At 44.3% G+C, this 21,638-nt stretch carries 22 protein-coding genes and 2 tRNA genes; 18 read left to right on the forward strand and 6 right to left on the reverse strand.

Annotated features, from left to right (window positions below):
- The first annotated feature begins 52 nt into the window (after positions 1-52).
- The 6 genes from panD (at position 53) to VGD82_RS07750 (ending at position 4,235) form a co-directional block, all read left to right on the forward strand.
- Positions 53-433 carry an aspartate 1-decarboxylase gene (gene panD, locus VGD82_RS07725; RefSeq protein WP_331019850.1) on the forward strand — a complete coding sequence of 127 codons (381 nt, stop codon included), beginning with the start codon at positions 53-55 and terminating at the stop codon, positions 431-433.
- Positions 434-823 carry a ribosome silencing factor gene (gene rsfS / locus VGD82_RS07730; RefSeq protein ID WP_331019851.1) on the forward strand — a complete coding sequence of 130 codons (390 nt, stop codon included), beginning with the start codon at positions 434-436 and terminating at the stop codon, positions 821-823.
- Between the two features lie 84 nt (positions 824-907).
- Positions 908-1,375: a 23S rRNA (pseudouridine(1915)-N(3))-methyltransferase RlmH gene (gene rlmH, locus VGD82_RS07735; protein WP_331019852.1), complete on the forward strand. Its 468-nt coding sequence runs from the start codon at positions 908-910 to the stop codon at positions 1,373-1,375.
- A gap of 139 nt (positions 1,376-1,514) precedes the next feature.
- Positions 1,515-1,775, forward strand: coding sequence for a hypothetical protein (locus VGD82_RS07740; protein ID WP_135278534.1), 261 nt, complete (start codon positions 1,515-1,517; stop codon positions 1,773-1,775).
- Positions 1,776-1,857: 82 nt separating this feature from the next.
- Positions 1,858-3,279 (forward strand): deoxyribodipyrimidine photo-lyase, encoded by a 1,422-nt coding sequence (locus VGD82_RS07745; RefSeq protein ID WP_331019853.1) that lies wholly within the window; start codon positions 1,858-1,860, stop codon positions 3,277-3,279.
- A gap of 203 nt (positions 3,280-3,482) precedes the next feature.
- The gene (locus tag VGD82_RS07750; protein ID WP_331019854.1) at positions 3,483-4,235 is read left to right on the forward strand and encodes a VacJ family lipoprotein; all 753 of its coding nucleotides are present in this window, start codon (positions 3,483-3,485) and stop codon (positions 4,233-4,235) included.
- A gap of 323 nt (positions 4,236-4,558) precedes the next feature.
- On the opposite strand, the gene pmbA is transcribed toward VGD82_RS07750, so the two are convergent.
- Entirely contained in the window at positions 4,559-5,899 is a 1,341-nt protein-coding gene (pmbA, locus tag VGD82_RS07755) for a metalloprotease PmbA (protein WP_331019855.1), read from the reverse strand.
- Between the two features lie 65 nt (positions 5,900-5,964).
- On the opposite strand from pmbA, the gene yjgA reads away from it, so the two are divergent.
- Complete coding sequence (gene yjgA / locus VGD82_RS07760) at positions 5,965-6,546, forward strand: ribosome biogenesis factor YjgA (RefSeq protein WP_331019856.1); 582 nt, start codon at positions 5,965-5,967, stop codon at positions 6,544-6,546.
- A gap of 134 nt (positions 6,547-6,680) precedes the next feature.
- Entirely contained in the window at positions 6,681-6,911 is a 231-nt protein-coding gene (locus tag VGD82_RS07765; protein ID WP_331019857.1) for a sulfurtransferase TusA family protein, read from the forward strand.
- A 203-nt stretch (positions 6,912-7,114) separates the two neighbouring features.
- Here VGD82_RS07765 and VGD82_RS07770 read toward each other — a convergent pair whose 3' ends face one another.
- On the reverse strand, positions 7,115-7,897 hold the full coding sequence (locus VGD82_RS07770) for a PDZ domain-containing protein (protein WP_331019858.1): 783 nt from the start codon (positions 7,895-7,897) through the stop codon (positions 7,115-7,117).
- Between the two features lie 63 nt (positions 7,898-7,960).
- Here VGD82_RS07770 and mog point away from each other — a divergent pair, with 63 nt between their 5' ends.
- Genes mog through VGD82_RS07790 form a run of 4 tightly spaced genes read left to right on the forward strand, consistent with a single transcriptional unit; the run spans position 7,961 to position 10,485 of the window.
- On the forward strand, positions 7,961-8,560 hold the full coding sequence (gene mog, locus VGD82_RS07775; RefSeq protein ID WP_331019859.1) for a molybdopterin adenylyltransferase: 600 nt from the start codon (positions 7,961-7,963) through the stop codon (positions 8,558-8,560).
- 11 nt (positions 8,561-8,571) lie between these two features.
- The gene (thiL, locus tag VGD82_RS07780) at positions 8,572-9,522 is read left to right on the forward strand and encodes a thiamine-phosphate kinase (RefSeq protein ID WP_331019860.1); all 951 of its coding nucleotides are present in this window, start codon (positions 8,572-8,574) and stop codon (positions 9,520-9,522) included.
- Positions 9,515-10,006, forward strand: a complete 492-nt coding sequence (locus tag VGD82_RS07785; RefSeq protein ID WP_414684477.1) for a phosphatidylglycerophosphatase A family protein — start codon at positions 9,515-9,517, stop codon at positions 10,004-10,006. The genes thiL and VGD82_RS07785 overlap by 8 nt, the downstream gene beginning before the upstream one ends.
- On the forward strand, positions 9,985-10,485 hold the full coding sequence (locus VGD82_RS07790) for a nicotinamide-nucleotide amidohydrolase family protein (protein ID WP_331019862.1): 501 nt from the start codon (positions 9,985-9,987) through the stop codon (positions 10,483-10,485). The genes VGD82_RS07785 and VGD82_RS07790 overlap by 22 nt, the downstream gene beginning before the upstream one ends.
- Positions 10,486-10,504: 19 nt before the next feature.
- Here the strand turns inward: VGD82_RS07790 and VGD82_RS07795 are convergent, their stop codons facing one another.
- The gene (locus VGD82_RS07795) at positions 10,505-10,819 is read right to left on the reverse strand and encodes a hypothetical protein (RefSeq protein ID WP_331019863.1); all 315 of its coding nucleotides are present in this window, start codon (positions 10,817-10,819) and stop codon (positions 10,505-10,507) included.
- A 203-nt stretch (positions 10,820-11,022) separates the two neighbouring features.
- On the opposite strand from VGD82_RS07795, the gene recA reads away from it, so the two are divergent.
- The 6 genes from recA (at position 11,023) to VGD82_RS07825 (ending at position 16,836) form a co-directional block, all read left to right on the forward strand.
- The gene (gene recA / locus VGD82_RS07800; RefSeq protein ID WP_135278546.1) at positions 11,023-12,051 is read left to right on the forward strand and encodes a recombinase RecA; all 1,029 of its coding nucleotides are present in this window, start codon (positions 11,023-11,025) and stop codon (positions 12,049-12,051) included.
- Positions 12,044-12,499 (forward strand): recombination regulator RecX, encoded by a 456-nt coding sequence (gene recX, locus VGD82_RS07805; RefSeq protein ID WP_331019864.1) that lies wholly within the window; start codon positions 12,044-12,046, stop codon positions 12,497-12,499. Before recA ends, recX begins: the two co-directional genes overlap by 8 nt.
- Before the next feature lie 23 nt (positions 12,500-12,522).
- Complete coding sequence (alaS, locus tag VGD82_RS07810) at positions 12,523-15,159, forward strand: alanine--tRNA ligase (RefSeq protein ID WP_331019865.1); 2,637 nt, start codon at positions 12,523-12,525, stop codon at positions 15,157-15,159.
- Between the two features lie 131 nt (positions 15,160-15,290).
- Positions 15,291-16,517, forward strand: coding sequence for an aspartate kinase (locus VGD82_RS07815; protein ID WP_331019866.1), 1,227 nt, complete (start codon positions 15,291-15,293; stop codon positions 16,515-16,517).
- 76 nt (positions 16,518-16,593) lie between these two features.
- Positions 16,594-16,687 (forward strand) — tRNA-Ser (locus VGD82_RS07820).
- 72 nt (positions 16,688-16,759) lie between these two features.
- Positions 16,760-16,836 (forward strand) — tRNA-Arg (locus tag VGD82_RS07825).
- A gap of 430 nt (positions 16,837-17,266) precedes the next feature.
- On the opposite strand, the gene VGD82_RS07830 is transcribed toward VGD82_RS07825, so the two are convergent.
- The 3 genes from VGD82_RS07830 to VGD82_RS07840 all read right to left on the reverse strand — a co-directional run bounded on the left by VGD82_RS07830 (position 17,267) and on the right by VGD82_RS07840 (position 20,885).
- Positions 17,267-18,751: a Fic family protein gene (locus VGD82_RS07830; protein ID WP_331019867.1), complete on the reverse strand. Its 1,485-nt coding sequence runs from the start codon at positions 18,749-18,751 to the stop codon at positions 17,267-17,269.
- Positions 18,752-18,929: 178 nt separating this feature from the next.
- The gene (locus tag VGD82_RS07835; RefSeq protein WP_331019868.1) at positions 18,930-19,118 is read right to left on the reverse strand and encodes a hypothetical protein; all 189 of its coding nucleotides are present in this window, start codon (positions 19,116-19,118) and stop codon (positions 18,930-18,932) included.
- 150 nt (positions 19,119-19,268) lie between these two features.
- Positions 19,269-20,885 (reverse strand): recombinase family protein, encoded by a 1,617-nt coding sequence (locus tag VGD82_RS07840; RefSeq protein ID WP_331019869.1) that lies wholly within the window; start codon positions 20,883-20,885, stop codon positions 19,269-19,271.
- Positions 20,886-21,638 lie beyond the last annotated feature (753 nt).

Here is a 21,638-nt window from a genome sequence, read left to right on the forward strand (position 1 = left end):
TAAGTGATTGAAAAGACTATAATGCAATCCCTTTTGAAAAACGGTTAAGCACATGCAAAGAACCATGCTTAAATCTAAGTTGCACCGCGTACACGTCACGCACTCGGAATTACACTACGAAGGTAGCTGTGCGATAGATGAAGAATTACTCGAAGCGGCGAATATTCACGAATACGAGAAAATTAGTATTTACAACGTCACCAATGGTGAGCGTTTCTCTACTTATGCGATTCGTGCTGATCGCCATTCTGGCATTATTTCAGTGAACGGTGCTGCCGCACATAAGGCAGACCCTAAAGACATCATTATTATCGCCAGTTATGCGAACTATAATGAAGCAGAGCTAGAAAACTACACGCCGCAACTTATTTATGTGGATAACGAAAACCGCATAAAATCTCAACGTAATGCAATACCAGCACAGGCCGCTTAAATGACACAAGATACCCCGAAAGCAGCTTCTAAAAATTTAGATTTAGAAGCTATGAAAAACGCAGTAGTTGATGCAATTGAAGATATCAAAGGTTTTGATATCAGCGTGATGGATGTGCGCAAGCTCACCAGCATGACCAACTACATGATCGTTGCATCAGCAAACTCCAGCCGCCAAGCGAAAGCTGTCGCAGATAACGTAAGAGAAAAAATCAAAGAAAAAGGCTTTGCGATTCGCGGCACTGAAGGCGAAAAAGAAGGCGAATGGGTTTTAGTAGACTTAGACGATATCGTGGTACACATTATGGTACCGGCAACTCGCGCTTACTATAACCTTGAGCAACTATGGGGCGAGGCAGAAGCACGCCGCGGCCACATTACACCAGTTTAGTGACCACCACACCCTGCGCCGCTAGGCCGCAGGGGTAAATGTTCACATCGCACTCCCTCTCACCACCCGCTCCCCTAAAGCCAATTGAAACTCCGCATTATTTCTGTCGGTCACAAAATGCCAGGCTGGGTAGAAACCGCTTGCGCAGAATATATCAAGCGCATGCCACGTGAACTCAGTGTTGAGATTATTGAAATCAAACCAGATAAACGTGCGGATGGCAAAAACAGTACCGTGGTACAAGAAGCGGAAGCCAAGCGCATTCTGGAAGCAGCTGGCAGAGATTTTTTAGTGGTCTGTGATGAGCGTGGGCAAGAAGTCACCACCCTGCAACTCGCCGAGAAAATGCAATTCTGGCAATCACTGGGCAAGGATATCAGCATTGTCGTCGGCGGCGCCGATGGCATTCACGCCAGCCTAAAACAGCAAGCCAACTGGCTTTGGGGCTTATCCAAACTCACCTTGCCGCATGCCTTTGTACGCGTACTGCTCTGCGAGCAACTCTACCGCGCCCACACCGTCATACAAAACCACCCCTACCACCGCGAATAAATAACAATTCTTCTGGCATGCTTAATGCTTATCTTAGAGATATCAACAAGATAAGTGCCTAAATTAACTATCCTATGCACCATTAAATTGCATTTGTAGCTAATTAGCACTTTTTTAGAAAAAATCTCTGGGAGTCATTATGGATAATCAATGTTTAGTTGTATTGTCAAAATTCTCTGTAGCAGCTAGAAAAGTAATAGGCGCAGTTAACCCAGCCAAACTGATTAAAGACCGCCAATATGCGACCGAAGTGTTTGAGCGCGTAGATGCACTGGGTGATGAAGAACTGATTCTATTATCACTAGACTTGCAACTACTACTTGGTTTACTCACGCCTTCCAGCAGTAATGAAACCACCTCGACCCCACCTCAAAAATACATGATGGGTGCAAGAAGTTAAGCAGCACACGCTATCGTTTCAATCACAAGGAATGTGACAACTGGAGTAAAATCAGCACACCTTAATCAATAGCTGATAGCGCATGCAATACTCCACCTCATTAGTCTGGTTTCGTCGCGACCTGCGCGACTATGACCATGCCGCACTCTATTACGCGCTCAAAACATCACAGCAAGTCTATTGCGTATTTGTTTTTGATACAGAAATTTTAAACCACCTGCCAGACAAAGCAGACCGTCGTGTAGAGTTTATCTGGGAAAGTGTAAAAGAACTCAAAACTGCACTCCAGGAACACGGCAGCGATTTAATCGTGCGGCATGGTGTCGCAGAGCATGAAGTGCCACAGTTAGCACAAGCACTGCAAGCTGAAGCAGTGTTTACCAATCACGACTACGAGCCTAGTGCGATTGCGCGTGATAATCAAGTGGCACAGCAACTGCAAGCGCAGCAGATTGATTTTCATCATTACAAAGACCAGGTGATCTTTGAGAAAGATGAAATACTAACCATGGCACACAAGCCATATAGCGTATTTACACCTTACAAAAACACCTGGCTCAAGACTGTTAACGACTTCTACCTCAAGCCTTATCCGGTTGCTCGCTACCTAGGCAATCTTGCCAAAGTGAATCTACAGCCACTAGCCAGCCTGGAGTCATTAGGATTTCAACGCACCAATTTATCTAGCATGCGCTTACCCACGGGCATGAGCGGTGCGGCAACATTGTTTGCAGACTTTATAGAGCGCATCAAACATTACAAAGAAGCACGCGACTTCCCCGCCGTCAAAGGCGTATCTTATCTATCAGTACATTTGCGCTTTGGTACCATTTCCATCCGCCAACTGGCAAGAACCGCGCTGCAAATAGGCGGCTTTGGTGCAGAGACTTGGGCTTCTGAACTCATCTGGCGTGACTTTTACTTTCAAATACTGCACCACAACCCACAACTGCAAACAGGTAAAGCATTTAAACCGGAGTTCGAGGCTATTCCCTTCCCTAACGATAGCGCACTGTTCTCCGCATGGTGTGAAGGAAAAACCGGCTATCCACTGGTCGATGCCGCAATGCGCCAGCTTAACAACACAGGCTTTATGCATAATCGCCTTAGGATGGTAGCTGCCAGCTTTTTAGTAAAAGACCTTCTTATAGACTGGCGCTGGGGTGAGCGCTATTTTGCAGAAAAACTGATTGATTTTGATTTCAGTGCCAATAATGGTGGTTGGCAATGGGCAGCCTCTACCGGCTGTGACGCGCAGCCCTGGTTTAGAATCTTCAACCCAATCACGCAAAGCGAGCGCTTTGATGCACATGGTAAATTTATCCGCAAATATGTCACTGAACTAGCACGCTGCAACGATAAAGAAATCCACGCACCATGGCTGATGTCAGCACAGCGCCAGTCTAGTATCAGCACTATGATTGGGCAGGATTACCCAAAACCAATTGTAGACCATGCCACGCAGCGTGAGCGCGTACTCAGCCTATATAAGAACACGGTTTGAGTATGTAATTACTTATATATTGCACATCACATACGAATGCTTACGCACAAAACCGCGCCTGAATTTTTGTTGCATAAATGTAACAAATGGTTTATTTTACAAGCGTTAATTATCGTCATGCATAGCTATCAATATTTAGTTCTCAATAAATTGGTATAATGGCTCACTACTTTTCGACAAGTCTCTAAATAAGAAACATAAAAATGTATAAAAAAATATTCTATTTATTCGCCTCTTGCCTTATGGCTGCGATGGTTACTGGCTGCGCGTCTCAAGCTAATAAAGACCCGCTAGAGAGCATTAATCGCGGCGTTTACAAATTTAACGATGTTACTGACCGCGCTGTATTCAAGCCTGTCGCCACTGCTTACAAAACAGTCGCACCTACGCCTATCCGCACTGGCGTAAACAACTTTTTCAATAACCTAGGTACACTTACCAACGTATTAAACAACTTACTGCAGTTTAAACTTGCTAATGCATTCAGCGAAGCAGGCCGCTTTGTGATCAACAGCACATTCGGTATAGCAGGCTTTATTGATGTTACTGGTATGGATAAAATCCCAGTGCACAAAGAAGATTTCGGTCAAACGCTAGGTTACTGGGGCGTTGGCCCAGGTGCTTACTTAGTACTACCATTCGCAGGCCCATCTAGTGTTCGTGATACCACAGGCTGGATTTTCGACCTATCAACCACTGACCCGATCACTTACACACATAATATCGGCGAAGTTCGCCTGCACAATCAGTTACGTGCTGCGCAATTCATAGACAAACGTACTGAGTTGCTAGATGCAAAAGATTTAGTAGATGATGCATCATTAGACCCTTACGCATTCATGCGTGACGCCTATCTGCAACGACGTGCAAGCCTGGTACAAGATGGTTTAGTACCAAGCGACTTAATCAAAGACGAGTTCTTTGAAGATGAAAAAGAAATTAAAGAGACTAAGTAAGCTCTAAATAAAAAAGCCCACTGAGTAGTGGGCTTTTTTTATAACAAACGCTATTACCCATCTGATACAAAAAACATGTGCATCAGATGGGTAATAGCGTATTTCACACTTGACTTGCCGCTTTAGCGGCTTATCGCACCAATCAGTTTTTCTACTTAGATTGGTGGTGATGCCCTTACGGGCAGTCAATTGGGGAAGCCAAATACTGACTAACACGCACAAAACCGTAAAGGTCTTGTCCGTGGAATATATCTGCTATACCAGTATTTGGCATCGCCGCTCCACTAAAGGGCTAAAACCCTAAGTGGAAGCGCGAAAGCAGATTATTCACACGCCACAGTCATGCGTTCAATCAGGATAGAGCCCACTTGTTTTGAACCTTGCACCAAAACATCATTGCCAACGGCAACTATCATTTTTAGCATTTCTGCCATATTGCTAGCTATTGTGATTTCTTCTACAGGATGCACAATCACACCATTCTCCACCCAGTAACCTGCAGCACCACGTGAGTAATCACCGGTTACCATATTCATACCGTGCCCAAGTAACTCAGTCACGACCAGCCCGGTTCCCATTTCCTTTAATAAGCCAGCAAAATCTAGCGCACCAGACTGCACGATTAAATTATGGTTACCGCCTGCATTACCGGTAGTTTTAAGCCCGAGCTTTCTGGCTGAGTAGCTGGAAAGCACATAGCCATGCAACACGCCGTCTTTCACTAACTGACGCGCACTGGTGGCTACGCCTTCATTATCAAACGGGCTACTGGCCAATCCTTTTTTAATAAAAGGATCTTCATAGATATTCAGTAGCGGTGAAGCAATTTGTTGCCCCAAGCTATCAAGCAAGAAGGATGATTTACGATATAAGTTTCCGCCAGAAATCGCGCTGATTAAAGTAGAAATTAACCCACTGGCTAACGATGCCTCAAACAGCACCGGCACTTGGCAGGTTTTGATTTTTCTCGAGTTTAGCCGCTTAACTGTACGCTCCCCGGCCAACCTGCCAATTTCCACAGGTGATTGCAAATCTTCTGCGGCACGTGCCGTGGCATACCAATAATCGCGCTGCATGCTGTCATCTGACTCAGCGATCACGGAACAACTGATGCCATGACGTGAGCTTGGGTATCCGCCCGTAAAGCCATGGCTATTGCTATACGCAAAAAAACCTGTGCCTGTTGAAACACTAGCGCCTTCTGAGTTAGTAATGCGCGCATCCACCGCCAAAGCCGCTTCTTCACATTGCTGAGCCAATAACGCCGCTTCATCTACTGAGAGCTGCCAAGGGTGATGCAAGTCTAAATCTGGAATTTGATTAGCTATTAAGTCCGCATCTGCCAATCCGCAAAAATCATCCTTGGCAGTATATTTAGCAATATTACAGGCAGCGGCAACGGTATCTTTCAATGCTTGAGGTGATAAGTCTGAGGTACTGGCGTGGCCTTTTTGCTTACCAAAGTAAACCGTGACCGACATGCCCTTATCGCGGTTATATTCAATATGCTCGACTTCTTTCATGCGCACAGAAACGTTTTGCCCAATACTTAAGCTCAGCTCAGCCTCCGCTTGGCTCGCACCAAGGTTTTTGGCCACTTTAAGCACGTCTTCCGACATCTGCTTAATTTCATCTAATGTATAACTAAACCCGGAATCTGACATAACGCTTTCTACTATAAAAAATGTACTTTTATCACTCAACTGCATAACTGATATAATACCTCAGCATGAAACCTAAAAAGACAACTAAAGATACAGAATTAAGTAACGATGCAAATTTAGATGCAGACTTACCTACGAGTAAAACCAAATTAAAAGCTGAAGCAGATGCACAGCAGGCGCTAGGCGTTAAACTTTCTGCGCTTTCTAAAGATAAGCTTAACAAACTTAACCTGCCAGAAGAGTTGCTTACAGCTGTACTTGATACCAAAAAAATTACCGCGAATGGAGCAATACGCCGCCATCGGCAGTATTTAGGACGCTTAATGCGCGAGGTCGATACAGCGCCGATTATTGAACAACTATCGCGCTGGGAAGGCAAAAATACCGCTGAGAATGCCTACTTTCATGGGCTTGAGCGCTGGCGTGATCGATTAATCAGTGAGCCTAATGCATTATCTGAATTCATGGCCTTGAATCCAAACACAGACAGCCAGCAACTACGCGCACTTATTCGCAATGCGCAAAAAGAGCATTTAGCCAATAAACCACCAAAAAGCAGTAGAGAGATTTTTAAACTACTGCGCGAGATTACCAGTAGCGGAACCTCTACCGACTCTGGTGAGTCAGACGAGTCGGAAGCAGAGTAAGAACTCTGTACTGACGTTCGACAATAACGCTCCGTACTGACGCCGTGTCCGGCAATCTTGCCGCATTAAAGCCAATCACATACCGTTGCTAACGTACTAGCTTCGGTATGCCCTAAAACAAGGTAGTAAAAATCATGACGATAAATTTCGATACTGTACTTGATGTACGCCATGAAGATAGCCCGATTCCAACTATTCGCACCAAAGAGGCTTTAGATGCCTTACCGCTAGGTACCATCTTGAAAGTGATTACCAGCAAAGAAAGTAGCGTTAGAAACATACGTACATTAGTTGCAAATAATCCATTTACCTTACTGCATGAACTAAAGAATGCAGAAGATTTCATCTTCTTTATTCAAAAATAATTGCATTAAAACTGATCACCTCCGCTCAACGCGGCTAGCTATCATGGCTATGCAGAAAAAAGTTTTATCATGCAGATAGCGGCAGATTTTTGATGCTTACTCACTGAATTTAATACACAAATTCAGTGAAGTTAACGCTAAATAATATTTAACTTTTTTAACGCATACGCTTAGCCATAATAGCCAAGCTGCATGCGCCTAGTTTATTTACGTGCGTTTAATTGCACAAACTGTGTGATTGCTTCATCACCGCGTTGCAGTTCTACTGCAACTTTTTGACCTACATACCGTTTGACTGCCGCAAACAAATCATCCGCGGTGTTTAACGTTACATCACCTAATTTTAATATTGCATCCCCACGCACCAAACCCATGTTGTAAGCCGGCGATGCTTTAATAACGGCAATCACCTTCAAGCCTGGCAATTCTTTAGGTGCAGCTTCATTTGCACTGTCTTGCTTCAGTTTAATTACGTGCACACCAAATAAAGGCATCGGCAATTTAGCCCAGTAACTTGCATGGTACTGATATTGTGTAGGACCTTCTTCTAAATCATTCGGGTCAATTTCACCGCCATTTTTTGCCGCTTCCTTTATTAGCTGCAGTTTAGAACTTGCTGTTTGTGCTGACTCATATTTTTGATACACCATCACAATATCGGCTTTAATGGATTTAGCATGCTGCAATGCAAGCCCTGATGCAGCCTCTTTTGCTGAAAAACCTGAGGTTCCCATCAAATCGTAACCATCTTCCAACATGGTGATGTTGTCTTCATTTTTATGATTCCCAACATACATCTTAGTATCTGGCACGGCCTGTAGAGAGCGTAAATCTCCAGCACTCTGCTTCCTATAATTCTGCTCATAAGGGTTTTGATCAGCCGCGTAAAGCTGATGTGCAAATAATGCTAAACCTAAACTTGCCAGAGAAAACAGCATAAACTTTACTAAACTTAGGTGTGAATTATTGGTACTAACGACTGGCATAAAATATCCTTTGAGCTTGGTAATGGTATGATTTAGTCTTGCTTAAGTACTAGTGACTCAAAAATGACCAAAGAATTCATTAAAATCGGATTAGTTTCAATTAGTGATCGCGCAAGTAGCGGCGAATATGAAGATAAAGGCATTCCTAGCCTGCGCGCATGGCTAGCACAGGCGCTTACCTCACCGTTTAACCTCGAGGCACGATTGATTCCCGATGAGCAAGACGAGATTGAATCTACCCTGATTGATTTAGTCGATTTTCAAGGCTGCCATCTAATCCTAACCACAGGCGGCACTGGCCCATCTTTACGTGACGTCACACCAGAGGCAACCCTAGCAGTTGCCGATAGAGAAATGCCGGGCTTTGGTGAGCAAATGCGCCAGATTAGCCTGAATTTTGTACCCACAGCCATTTTATCAAGACAAGTCGCCGTGACGCGTAAGCAGTGCCTGATTATCAATTTACCAGGTCAGCCCAAAGCAATTGCTCAAACCTTAGAGGGGCTAAAAGATGAAGCTGGCAACACACTAGTGCACGGTATTTTCGCTGCAGTACCCTACTGTATAGACCTGCTAGCCACACCTGATAGCCCAATGCCCAGAATAGAAACTAATGAAGCAATGGTTAAAGCATTCAGACCTAAATCTGCACCAACAGCTTAATTGATTAACACATGTCTGAGTTTAATTTAATTGCCAAATACTTTACCCGGCCTGCCCAGCATGCAGATTTAGGGGTGGGCGATGATGCAGCATTAATTCGTGTGACTCAAGGGCAGCAGCTAGCAATATCGGCAGATATGCTGGTAGCGGGCACTCACTTTTTTCATGATGCACCACCCTATAGCATTGGCTGGAAATCCTTAGCCGTTAACGCATCAGATATGGCTGCGATGGGAGCACAGCCAAAGTGGGCAACGCTTGCAATTGCCTTGCCTGAAGTGAACGAGCCGTGGTTAGCAGAGTTCTCCAAGGGATTTTTTGCGTGCGCTCAATCATTCAACGTTGACCTGATTGGCGGTGACACCACAAGAGGCCCATTAACCCTGAGCGTGCAAATAATGGGAGAAGTCCCACTAGGCCAAGCAATTCAACGTAACGGTGCAAAGGCTGGCGATGATATTTGGGTGTCGGGGATGCTAGGCAGTGCCGCACTGGGGCTGGCTTACCTGCAGGATAAAGTTCTCCTCACAGAACCAACCACATCACACTGCCTAAATGCATTAACCACACCCACACCACGGGTAGCGCTTGGCTTGGCACTACGCGGCATTGCTAATAGCTGCATTGATATTTCCGATGGCTTAACAGCAGACCTCAACCATATACTCAAAGCATCAAACCTAGGTGCAGAGCTTGTTTTAGAAAACATCCATTGCCACGATTATTTACGCACACACTTAAATGATGCCAATATACAACAGTGCATATTGGCAGGCGGCGATGACTATGAGCTTTTATTTACCGCGCCTAAATCGCAACGCACTTACATTCAGCAACTCAGTCAGCAATTACAGCTTTCGCTTAGCTTAATCGGCGAGACCACATCGGAACTAGGGTTGACAGTTACCCATCATCAGCAAGCTGTAGACATTACCAAAAAAGGGTTTGATCACTTTGGCTAACCATCAACCTACTTGCAAATTGTTGCTCTCACATCCCGCGCATTTTTTTGCACTGGGCTTTGGCAGTGGACTGGCAAAAAAAGCCCCCGGCACTTTTGGCACGTTAGTGGGTCTGCCGTTATTCTGGCTAGTTAACGGCTATACACTCGCAACACAATTAGCACTGATTAGCCTGCTGTTTTTGGCAGGTATTTACTTCTGTGAAAAAACAGGCAAGGCGCTAGGCGTATCTGACCACGGCGGTATCGTTTGGGATGAAATTGTCGCCATAATGTTAGTACTCACTTTCACTATTAGCCAATGGCAATGGTGGCTAGCTGCGTTCCTACTCTTCCGCTTTTTTGATATTTGGAAGCCATTTCCTATCCGCCAATGCGATGCCAAAGTAAAAGGTGGCTTAGGCGTGATGCTAGATGATCTACTGGCCGCTATTTACGCCATACTTAGCCTAAAGGCCCTAGCATGGACAATCACTCGACTTTAGCCACAGCACTCGGTCACGCGCTTAAGCAACGCGGTTATTTACTAACGCTGGCAGAGTCTTGCACCGGCGGCATGGCAGCACAAGCTATCACCAGCATTGCTGGCAGTTCAGCTTGGTTTGATCGCGGCTTCGTGACTTACAGCAATACCGCGAAAATTGAAATGCTAAATGTTAGCAACACGACGCTAGAAGCCTATGGAGCGGTAAGCGAACAAACCGCAGCTGAAATGGCAATTGGCGCACTAAACAATAGCCACGCGCAAATTGCTGGTAGCATCACCGGGATTGCGGGGCCAAGTGGCGGCAGTGTGGAGAAACCAGTAGGCACAGTATGCTTCGCACTGGTAGGCACTCATCTACCAATGTTCACATGCACTCAGCGGTTTGCGGGCGACCGTACGGCAATCAGACAACAGTCCACCGCATTTATGTTAACCAAGCTCAGTGAACAGCTTAACCTACTGACCAGGCTAACTTAGCAAACCTTCAGACAGGACACTATCTACGATAACCGTCGCGGTGACCGTATCCACGATGATGGTGATGCCCAGAGTAATAGCCTCCATACACACCATAGCCACCGCGATACACAGTTGCAGGATAATAATATTGGTAAGCCGGCGCATCGTAATAAACGCTGTAGCCTGGGTAATAGACCACTGGTGGCGCAACATACTGCACCTCTGCTGGATAAGCATAATAGCCAGGGGCACCGATATTAAGTGCAAAACTGATGGAATCCCGCGCTTGTGCACTAGACAAAGTGGTGGCACCGATTGCCAACACCACTAATAGTGAACGAAATACTTTCATTGCCACTCTCCTTAATATTACACAACTACGCTAATACTTAACGAATCACAGAACATCTCGTTGACGTATAACGCAAGATTATTATTTTCATCATGATTACCATAAATAGACATGGTTAAGCGCCTATGAGACTTACGCTAAACTGTAAAATATGGAATAATTGAAAGCTAATTTAAGCACTTCAAAATAAAGGTAAAAACCCAATGGATGACAACAAAGCCAAAGCACTCTCTGCCGCACTTTCACAAATTGAAAAACAATTTGGCAAAGGCTCCATCATGCGTATGGGCGACAGTGATATTGGCGAAGATATTCAAGCCGTTTCAACAGGCTCTCTCGGCCTTGATATTGCTTTAGGCATCGGCGGATTACCGCGTGGGCGTATCGTAGAAATTTACGGTCCTGAATCCTCAGGTAAAACCACACTTACCTTATCAGTGATTGCACAAATGCAAAAATTGGGTGGCGTAGCTGCGTTTATTGATGCAGAACATGCACTGGACCCGCAATACGCAGCTAAATTAGGCGTGAACGTGCCTGATTTATTAATCTCACAACCAGACACTGGTGAACAGGCGCTGGAAATTGCAGACATGTTAGTCCGCTCAGGCTCTGTAGACATCGTGGTAGTTGACTCAGTAGCAGCACTTACACCGCGCGCCGAGATTGAAGGCGAAATGGGCGACTCACACATGGGTCTACAAGCACGCTTGATGAGCCAAGCACTGCGTAAACTAACCGGCAACATCAAACGCACTAACACTTTGGTTATTTTCATTAACCAGATCCGTATGAAAATTGGCGTGATGTTTGGCAACCCAGAAACAACTACCGGCGGTAACGCGCTTAAATTCTACGCTTCTGTGCGTTTAGATATCCGCCGTACTGGCGCAATCAAAAAAGGTGATGAAATCACTGGTTCAGAAACTCGCGTAAAAGTAATTAAAAACAAAGTAGCGCCTCCGTTCAAACAAGCTGAGTTTGACATCATGTACGGTGAGGGTATTTCTCGCTTTGGTGAAATTATTGAACTTGGCGCTAATATTAAACTGATTGAAAAAGCAGGCGCTTGGTATAGCTACAATGGCGAAAAAATTGGCCAAGGCAAGGAAAATGCAAAAGAGTTTTTACGCGAGCATCCAGAAATTGCTGCCGAACTTGAAGCTAAAATCCGCGCCAATGCTAAATCGCTAAACGAAGCAATGGCTGCACCACGCGGTGAGGATGAGTAAAGAGTTTGCCCCTAAGTCTCTACGGCAGCGGGCTTTAGATTATTTGGCCAAGCGCGAGTATTCTTATACCGAGCTTGGCAAAAAACTAAAAGTATACGCGGATGAAAATGATGACATTCAGGCCTTACTGGATGACTTTAAAGCAAGAGGCTGGCTTTCTGACCAACGATTTACAGAGCAAATTATCCACGCAAGAAAAGCCAAGTTTGGCACTGCCAAGATAGCGCATGAATTACGTGAAAAAGGTATTTCAGACCAATTAATTACAGATGCAGTAGAAACATTAAAAACAACAGAGTTAGATAACGCAACTGAAGTGTGGCGTAAAAAATTCAAAACCTACCCACAAACTCGTGAGGAATGGGCAAAGCAAGCAAGATTTTTACAAAGCCGCGGCTTTGGCTTTGAATTGATAAAAAAAATACTAACCGTTGATGATAACGATTAAACAAGCGATTTAAACTAAACTTTATGACCATACAACTTAGCAGCACTCCAAGCAGCAACGAAATTCGTCAGGCCTTTCTTGATTTCTTTGCATCCAAAGGCCACGAGATTGTCAGTTCTAGCTCACTAGTACCGCACGGCGACCCTACCCTCTTATTCACCAATGCTGGGATGAACCAATTCAAAGACGTATTTTTAGGCTTTGATAAACGCCCATATACACGTGCCACCTCCAGCCAAAAGTGTGTACGTGCTGGCGGTAAACATAACGACCTTGAAAACGTAGGCTATACCGCGCGTCACCATACATTCTTTGAGATGTTAGGTAACTTTAGCTTTGGCGATTACTTTAAAGAAGATGCCATCAAGTACGCATGGGAATTGCTCACCGACGTATTCAAGCTACCTAAAGACAAGCTAACCGTCACGGTATATGCAGAAGATGACGAGGCTTATGCCATTTGGAATAACATTATTGGCGTACCAGCTGAGCGCATCATTCGGATTGGCGATAACAAAGGCGCACGTTACGCATCTGATAACTTCTGGATGATGGGTGATACTGGCCCATGCGGACCATGTACCGAGATTTTCTATGACCACGGTGCTCACCACTTTGGCGGTCCTCCAGGCAGCCCAGATGAAGACGGCGACCGTTACATTGAAATCTGGAACAACGTGTTCATGCAGTTCAACCGTGATGAAGCCGGCGTAATGCACCCGCTGCCAAAACCATCTGTAGATACCGGTATGGGCTTGGAGCGTATTTCAGCCGTGTTACAACACGTACATGCTAACTACGAAATCGATTTATTCCAGACTTTAATCGCAGCTGCAGCGCGTGAAACCAAAACCGCAGACTTAAGCAGCCCATCACTTAAAGTGCTGGCTGACCATATCCGCGCTTGTAGCTTTTTAATTGCAGATGGCGTGATTGCAGGCAATGAAGGCCGTGGTTACGTACTGCGCCGCATTATCCGCCGCGCAATTCGCCACGGCTACAAACTCGGCGTACGCAGTGCATTCTTCCACAAAATCGTACCGGATCTAGTGGCGGAAATGGGTGTCGCTTATCCTGAACTTACAAGCAACCAAGCGCGCATTACTGAGATTTTAAAACAGGAAGAAGACCGCTTCTTTGAAACCATTGAAAATGGCATGGCGATTTTGGAGTCAGAACTTGCCAATACACAAGGTGTATTCAATGGCGAAACCGCATTCAAACTGCACGATACTTATGGCTTTCCACTGGATTTAACTGCCGACATTTGCCGTGAGCGCAATGTAGCGGTTGATACAGATGCATTTAACGCAGCAATGGCGCGCCAAAAAGAACAAGCACGTGCTGCCGGTAAGTTCAAAATGGCTACCAACCTAGAATATGATGGCGTTGCCACCAATTTCCACGGTTATGACAAGTTAGAAACCAGTGCTACGATTACCGCGCTATATAAAGATGGTGCAGCAGTCACAAAACTAACTGAAGGTGAAATCGGTGTAGTCGTGCTCGACAACACGCCATTCTATGCAGAATCTGGCGGCCAGATTGGTGATTGCGGCGAACTACGCGGTACAAACGGTATTTTCGAAGCAGAAGACACGCAAAAAATACAAGCCACCGTATTCGGCCATCATGGCGTACTAAAAACTGGCACCTTGAGTGTAGGCGAGCAAGTAAGCGCACGTGTTAACACGCAAGCGCGAACCAACACCATGCGCAATCACTCTGCTACCCACTTGATGCATAAAGCATTGCGTGAAGTGCTTGGCGCACATGTGCAGCAAAAAGGCTCATTGGTGGATACGGATAAAACTCGTTTTGACTTTGTGCATACTGCACCGATGACCGATGACGAAATTGCAAAAGTTGAACAAATTGTAAATGCAGAAATTCTAGCCAACGCTGACTGCCAAGCACGCGTGATGGATATTGAGTCTGCACAGAACACTGGCGCCATGATGCTGTTTGGTGAAAAGTATGGCGATGAAGTACGCGTACTAGACATTGGTAGCAGCCGCGAACTATGTGGCGGCACCCATGTCAATCGTACCGGTGATATTGGCCTATTTAAAATCACGTCTGAAAGTGGTGTAGCCGCAGGTGTACGCCGCATTGAGGCAACCACGGGCGAAGGCGCTTTAAAACTGATTAATGCACAACAATCATTAATTTCAGCATTAGCTAATGATTTAAAAGCACCAGTAAGCGAGTTAGCCTCTAAAGTAGCGCAACTCAGCGACCATGCAAAATCGTTAGAAAAAGAATTAGCGCGCCTAAAATCAAAATTGGCTTCATCACAAGGTGATGACTTAGCAACACAAGCTGTTGAAGTTGCAGGCATTAAAGTGCTAGCAGCTACATTAGATGGCGCAGATGCAAATGCACTGCGCGAAACAATGGACAAGCTAAAAGACAAATTAAAATCTGCAGCCATTGTGCTTGCTAGCGTAAGTGACGGTAAAGTTAGTCTAGCCGCAGGCGTTACCGCAGACTTAATCAGTAAAGTGAAGGCTGGCGAGCTAGTCAACTTCGTTGCAGGCCAAGTTGGTGGTAAAGGCGGCGGCAAACCAGATATGGCAATGGCTGGCGGTAGTGATGCAAGCAAGCTGCCGCAAGCGTTAAACAGCGTAACGGATTGGGTTGCAAGCAAATTAAATTAAATAACGAGTATTGGCTAGCGTTAACAGGCTAGCCAAATACTGGAACATGCACTATCTGCTTCACCTAACAGCATGTTGCTGTTAGCAAATTAAATATAGTTAAAACAGTTAATAAGGTTAAAAGAACTTTTATGGCACTTATTGTACAAAAATACGGCGGCACCTCTGTTGCCAACCCTGAGCGTATCAAAAGCCTTGCTGCGCGCGTTGCCCGCTACAAGGCGCTAGGCCATCAAATTGTCGTCGTGGTTTCTGCCATGTCAGGTGAGACCAACCGACTGATTGCATTAGCTAAAGAAATCATGCCGGACCCGGACCCACGCGAGCTAGATGTCATGGTTGCCACTGGGGAACAAGTAACCATTGGTATGACAGCACTAGCATTAATGGAGCTTGGCATCAAAGCAAAAAGCTACACGGGCTCACAGGTCAAAATCCTGACAGACAACTCACATACCAAAGCGCGCATCTTAAGCATTGATGAGCACAACATTAAACAAGATCTGGATGACGGCTACGTAGTCGTAGTTGCTGGCTTCCAAGGCGTAGATGCTGATGGCAACATCACCACACTTGGCCGTGGCGGCTCTGACACCACAGGTGTAGCACTGGCTGCTGCACTGAAAGCAGATGAGTGCCAAATCTACACAGACGTAGACGGCGTTTACACCACAGACCCGCGCGTAGTGCCTGAAGCACGTCGCCTAGACAAAATTACGTTTGAAGAAATGCTAGAGCTAGCCTCACAAGGCAGCAAAGTACTGCAAATCCGCTCTGTTGAGTTTGCAGGCAAATATAAAGTTAAATTACGCGTGCTATCCAGCTTTGAAGAAGAAGGCGATGGCACACTAATCACATTTGAGGAAGAAAATACAATGGAACAACCCGTTATTTCTGGCATTGCTTTTAACCGCGACGAAGCCAAAATCACTGTATTAGGCGTGCCGGACAAACCTGGTATTGCTTACCAGATTCTTGGCCCAGTAGCTGAAGCAAATGTAGATGTGGATATGATTATCCAAAACACAGGCGCTGACGGCACGACTGACTTCACATTCACTGTGCACAAAAATGAAATGGGCAAAGCCTTAAGCATCTTGCGCGACAAAGTGCAAGGCCACATTGGCGCACGTGAGATTAATGGCGACGACAAAATCGCTAAAGTATCTATCGTAGGCGTTGGCATGCGCTCACACGTAGGCATTGCAAGCCAAATGTTCCGCACATTAGCTGAAGAAGGCATCAACATTCAAATGATCTCTACCTCTGAAATTAAGATTGCAGTAGTGGTAGATGAGAAATATTTAGAGCTTGCTGTACGTGTTCTACATAAAGCATTTGAATTAGAAGCAGCATAATTGCAAGTTAACGTTGATTTTTAAAAGCGTTTAGCGTAGTATCACGCCCTCGTAAGAAGCGTAACATGAAGTAAACGGAGAGCTGGCCGAGTGGTCGAAGGCACTTCCCTGCTAAGGAAGCATACGGGCTTAAATCTGTATCGAGGGTTCGAATCCCTCGCTCTCCGCCAAGTTTTATAAGTGTGAAATATTTTATTATTTTGCTGGAAAAAATCCCAGCTTCGAGTATAATGCACGCTTTCGCGCCCGTAGCTCAGCTGGATAGAGTACTTGGCTACGAACCAAGGGGTCAGGAGTTCGAATCTCTTCGGGCGCACCAAACAAACGAAGGCTTACAGTTTAACGACTGTAAGCCTTTTGTCTTTCTAGGGCCCTGCGTCCTAATCTCGTCCTAAAAAATCTTGATAAACATATGAATGTTATGAAAACCCACTCAGCAATTCACTACTCGCCACATACTCAAATTACTCTAAGAGATCTAAGCTCATCAATTTCCGATCAAAAACACTAAAACGCTATCTTGTGTATAGTGGACTTCCTAGCATTCAGTAGACATTAAATAATGTCGCAACTGAACTAGAGAGCAGTCAAAGATAGGTGCAAGATATACAGATGACAAGGCTGAGGGAATCAAACAAATCACTGAGCGCGGTCATCTTAACCAACAGAACCCGATGATGTTTGAAAGGCTACAAATCGGAAACTAATAAACGTCTATGATATTCGGGGAAATCCAAAAGATCACAACCTCAGTCAGTAGAAAATGACTCTCTTACTAAACTTTGGAACTTAGCTATTTCGTCATCACTAAGCCATTCAAAATGAGACTGTTTTTTTGTTTTAGACAGCTCATAGTTGTTTTGATGAACCAATCGAATAAACAGATCCAATGAGTGTGGTGGCCAATCAAATAGCGCGTTAAGCTGACTTCTTGCTTTATCAAACCCTATTAAGAACGCTATTTCATTTTGTAGATCGTTTTCTACAGTATTTTCAAGTGATCTATACAAGAATGATGCTTGCTCCGTTGCATCAAAGTATTTAAAGAAAATAGCATCATTACCAATAGCGGAAACATTGGGAGTGTCTGGGTTATATTCTGTTCTCGCTACGAGTGGCTTAGAGAAAGCGTCTAATACTTCCACGTATTGATCTAGGTTGGCTAAAATAACGGCAGATACAGGTAGCACAATACCTTTTGGGGTAAAGCCAGCAGCAGAGAGTATTTCGTGGATTAAATAGCGATGTAAGCGGCCATTCCCATCCATAAATGGATGAATAAACACAAAACCAAACGCCACGCTTGCTGCCATAATGACGGCATCAATACTTTGGCTATTTTGTCTAAATCGTTCAGCTTGCTGAACCAGCCCTTCCATCAAGTCACGCACATCCTCAGGACGAGCCGGTACTAGGCTAATTTTATTTCGGTAACCTCTGTTCTCACCAATCCAGTTTTGCTGATTGCGATATGAAACGTCTTGGAATCTTGGGTCTAATACTGCATTTTGTAGCTCAACGAAACGATCCTCAGAAAGAGGCTGGCCTGTTTCTGTTTCTCTCAGTAAGTCAGCAAATCTTTGTGCTTTGGTCGGACTTGGCTTTTCTCGCTCGACTTCAAAAGATGATTGAGTTTCTTTCAAGTACAGATATGCTGCTGCACGCCTCAGCAAATCGGGATCGTATTTTGCTAACGTTTCTTGCGTACGCAATTTGAGGTTCTTATTAACAATCTCATTCAGAAACTCAGTTTTCCAGACCATCGGGCAAAAATTCTGATTACCTGGCAAGTTATTAATAATGCGGAATTTTTGGTTTCTATCCCCTTCTGACATCCCAAATTGTAGCCTCTCGTCTAACAGAGGTACATATGAGGCTTTTGAAGGTACGTTTGAATCAAGAATGTCATTCGTTAGCCATTCATATAAAAATGCCGTTTGTCTCGCATATTTAGACTCAGTCTGCTGATTGACCCAGTTCTGAATTTCATCCTTTACATTTTCCCTAAATAGAAAATGTAGCACTTGTAAATTTATGCCCTCATAACGAAAAGCAAACTGCAAATCATCAGATAATTTATCTGATGGTCTATATTTTGGCTCGAGCCTTAAAGTATCATTTGACTCAACCCTACCTTTTACAGACGTATCTATCACTGCTGTACGAGTTGGTAAAATACATGCAAGGCCGTATTTATTTATTAATCTAGCATACCCAACCGATTCAATAGCCATCAAGCTCTCCGAGAAAGTGCCGCAAAATCTTAAAAATAACCGCTGAATTGCATTCTATGTGAAAAATAACCGCGCGGTCAAGATTCTCATAGCAATGTAATATGCGGCAAATTTTCTGGAGTTGCGGACATTTTTCGGGAGCTAACAATGGCATCACATCATTTATAAATACAGTAATTTAATACTTGAAGTGATTTTGGTATTCGGCAGAAATTATCTCCTGCCCAACATCTGTATAAACTGTTAAACCCTGATTCGATAGCTTAGCAGAAGCCTTTCCCCAAACACTATCAATCACATCAACGTTCTCTTTCTTATATTTATTTCTCATAACTAGATAAAAATTAACTTCATTTTCTGCAAACATAAATCTCTCCAATAAAAATTATTATGGGGACTTTTTGGGGAGTCACCCGTTATTTAGGGTACAACACAGTACAAAACACAGGATATGAGCAGCAAATATATATATAAAATCAACAAGTTATGTCGAACAGATTAACTACGAACCAAGGGGTCAGGAGTTCGAATCTCTTCGGGCGCACCAAACAGATATAGAAGTGGGCACTTGCTTCAGGTGACCCACTTTTTTATCGCCTATCGTTACCGCATGCGCTAACGCACCATAGCTGCCTTTTATTGTGGCTGTCTTATCTACCAATACAATTTTATCGACTAATAAATTTAAGTAGCTTTTTGCGATAGCTGAGTCTTTGGCAAGCAGTTTAGCTTTTAAGGTTTTAGCAAACGTTTCTACTTGGCTGGCTTTGAGCTGGTCTACAGGGAGGGAATGTTCACGTCGAACCCCTGCTTGCTCTATCAATAGCGCCTCTCGCGCAGACTTAAGCTGTTGCGCACGACGCTGTACGGTCTCATCAAGTTCAACGAAGCCCGTTTCGATGGCATCAAGTAGATTATGCTGGCGCGCTTCAATTTGCTTAAGTTGACGATTAAGTTCATTGACGCGTTGTTGCTGTAAGTCTTTGCTGCTCTTAATACGCTTACGGAGTGCCGTCATCATGCTATGCACACGTTCAGGCGTAAAAACCTTGTCAGCGAGCTTATTAAGCACCTGTTGATCCGTGGCTTCCATTGGATGGTTACCGCTAGAACAAGCGTGATTACCTTTGTTTTGGCGTGTGGTGCATTTGTAGTATTTATAGCGTCCACTTTTGCCAGTGACTAAAGTCATGCTGCCACCACATTCGCCACACTTGAGTAGTCCAGTTAATAATGTCGGTGATGTTGTAATACGCGGTGGTGTTTGATCGGGTGTGCGCAGCTGACGCTTTGCGCGCACGCGCTCAAACTCCGCCGCGTCGATGATCACTGGTATATTAGTTTTGACCCACTCGGTTGGTGGTCGCTTTTGTCTTGTTCTTGAATCTATGACGTTGAAATAGTAATCGCCCATATAGAGCGTATCAGACAGTATTTTATGTACTTTCTGAATGCCCCAAGGTTTACCACGCATTAATAAGCCTTTGTCGGTGAGATGCTTGCCGATCTCTTTAATGCCCATGACTCTACCTTGAGAGCCGTTAAGGTATAAGTCATAGATCATGCGCACGATGCCTGCCTCTGCTTCGTTGATCTCTAGCTTTTTCTTTTTACGTCCGTGACTGCCGTCGGTTTCTGTGGAGGCAGCAATATAACCAAAGGGTGGTTTTGAGCCATTGAAGTAGCCCTGACGTGCGTTTTCTTTCATGGCGCGTGAGGTGTGCTTGCTGTTTTCTTTTGAGTTGTATTCATCAAAGGTACTGATGATACGACGCATCATTTCACCCGCTGAGTCGTCGCTAGTCTGTTGTGTGATGGAAATGACTTTGACTTTGTTTTTACCGAGCTTGCGTTCATAGACACCGAATTGAATCGCATCTCTAAAGAAGCGTGAGAGACTATGAATGATGATCGCTTCAAAGGCTTGCGGCTTTTGCATGGCATCATTGATCAGTTGCTGAAATGCTGGACGTTTATCATCGGTAGCAGATGCGCCAGGTTCAACATACTCATGCACGACTAGATGACCGTTAGCTTTGCACCATTCATTGAGCTGCCTTAACTGATCAGGGATTGATAAGTCGTTGTCAGCTTGTCTGGTGGTAGATACTCGGGCATAAAGAGCTACGTGCATATTTAATCTATCTGTGATTTATTTAATTTGAGTCTATCACTGAAAAATTCATCCGCAACTTTCGAATTAATTATGCTAAAAATTAGCGATAACTCATCATCCGAAATCTGATCTGGAAGATTAAAGTTAAAAATTACTTCTAAATTATTCTTATCGCTGTTCAATGAAAAGTTAACAAATATATGGAATTAACAATATTTAACTCCGCTTCAAATTCTTGGGTGATAAAGTATAACTGATGAAATAACAGGTTATATTTGTGCACGTAAGTCATAAAAAAATGCATACGAAACTTTATCCATGCCTCGTCACTACCTATAGCGGTAGTGACGAGGCTGAAAATCAGCCGACGAGGCCGTTTATGTCCGCCTCGATGGCGGCATAAATGGCCCATGCGATTTTTCAAGCGCAATACACAAAAGTGACGGTGCAGAGTGATGGGGTGTTGACAGAAAAACAAATTACTTTAAGATTGGACGTAAGTAGAAATTATTTAACGTTTCTACATAAAAAACTAACCGTCGTTAAACGGCGATAGCGTTCTCAAAAACGCATTTCAAAATTTAGACTTCACGTCTACCTCAGATCAAAATTTTATTTTGATCAATCCCAAAATAAATCCGTCTATAAAATCCGGTCAATATTGATTTATTGATGTGCATTAGTTTTTCTTAAAACTTTATGTCTGTTTCTAGTTGTGTTTAATAGAAGTATTTCAAAAGGCTCTTTGCCATTCACACATAGCCTGAATGC

The sequence above is a fragment of the Methylotenera sp. genome, from assembly GCF_036401095.1.
Taxonomy (GTDB): Bacteria; Pseudomonadota; Gammaproteobacteria; order Burkholderiales; family Methylophilaceae; genus Methylotenera.

Bases quoted from the DNA above. Each gene is read 5' to 3' on its own strand.
- mog (WP_331019859.1), top strand. From the start codon at position 7,961: ATGACCAAAGAATTCATTAAAATCGGATTAGTTTCAATTAGTGATCGC.
- VGD82_RS07790 (WP_331019862.1), top strand. From the start codon at position 9,985: ATGGACAATCACTCGACTTTAGCCACAGCACTCGGTCACGCGCTTAAG.
- rsfS (WP_331019851.1), top strand. From the start codon at position 434: ATGACACAAGATACCCCGAAAGCAGCTTCTAAAAATTTAGATTTAGAA.
- VGD82_RS07795 (WP_331019863.1), bottom strand. From the start codon at position 10,819: ATGAAAGTATTTCGTTCACTATTAGTGGTGTTGGCAATCGGTGCCACC.
- VGD82_RS07765 (WP_331019857.1), top strand. From the start codon at position 6,681: ATGACGATAAATTTCGATACTGTACTTGATGTACGCCATGAAGATAGC.
- pmbA (WP_331019855.1), bottom strand. From the start codon at position 5,899: ATGTCAGATTCCGGGTTTAGTTATACATTAGATGAAATTAAGCAGATG.
- VGD82_RS07815 (WP_331019866.1), top strand. From the start codon at position 15,291: ATGGCACTTATTGTACAAAAATACGGCGGCACCTCTGTTGCCAACCCT.
- VGD82_RS07740 (WP_135278534.1), top strand. From the start codon at position 1,515: ATGGATAATCAATGTTTAGTTGTATTGTCAAAATTCTCTGTAGCAGCT.
- recA (WP_135278546.1), top strand. From the start codon at position 11,023: ATGGATGACAACAAAGCCAAAGCACTCTCTGCCGCACTTTCACAAATT.
- recX (WP_331019864.1), top strand. From the start codon at position 12,044: ATGAGTAAAGAGTTTGCCCCTAAGTCTCTACGGCAGCGGGCTTTAGAT.
- VGD82_RS07745 (WP_331019853.1), top strand. From the start codon at position 1,858: ATGCAATACTCCACCTCATTAGTCTGGTTTCGTCGCGACCTGCGCGAC.
- panD (WP_331019850.1), top strand. From the start codon at position 53: ATGCAAAGAACCATGCTTAAATCTAAGTTGCACCGCGTACACGTCACG.
- VGD82_RS07830 (WP_331019867.1), bottom strand. From the start codon at position 18,751: ATGGCTATTGAATCGGTTGGGTATGCTAGATTAATAAATAAATACGGC.
- VGD82_RS07750 (WP_331019854.1), top strand. From the start codon at position 3,483: ATGTATAAAAAAATATTCTATTTATTCGCCTCTTGCCTTATGGCTGCG.
- thiL (WP_331019860.1), top strand. From the start codon at position 8,572: ATGTCTGAGTTTAATTTAATTGCCAAATACTTTACCCGGCCTGCCCAG.
- VGD82_RS07840 (WP_331019869.1), bottom strand. From the start codon at position 20,885: ATGCACGTAGCTCTTTATGCCCGAGTATCTACCACCAGACAAGCTGAC.
- VGD82_RS07835 (WP_331019868.1), bottom strand. From the start codon at position 19,118: ATGTTTGCAGAAAATGAAGTTAATTTTTATCTAGTTATGAGAAATAAA.
- alaS (WP_331019865.1), top strand. From the start codon at position 12,523: ATGACCATACAACTTAGCAGCACTCCAAGCAGCAACGAAATTCGTCAG.
- VGD82_RS07770 (WP_331019858.1), bottom strand. From the start codon at position 7,897: ATGCCAGTCGTTAGTACCAATAATTCACACCTAAGTTTAGTAAAGTTT.
- yjgA (WP_331019856.1), top strand. From the start codon at position 5,965: ATGAAACCTAAAAAGACAACTAAAGATACAGAATTAAGTAACGATGCA.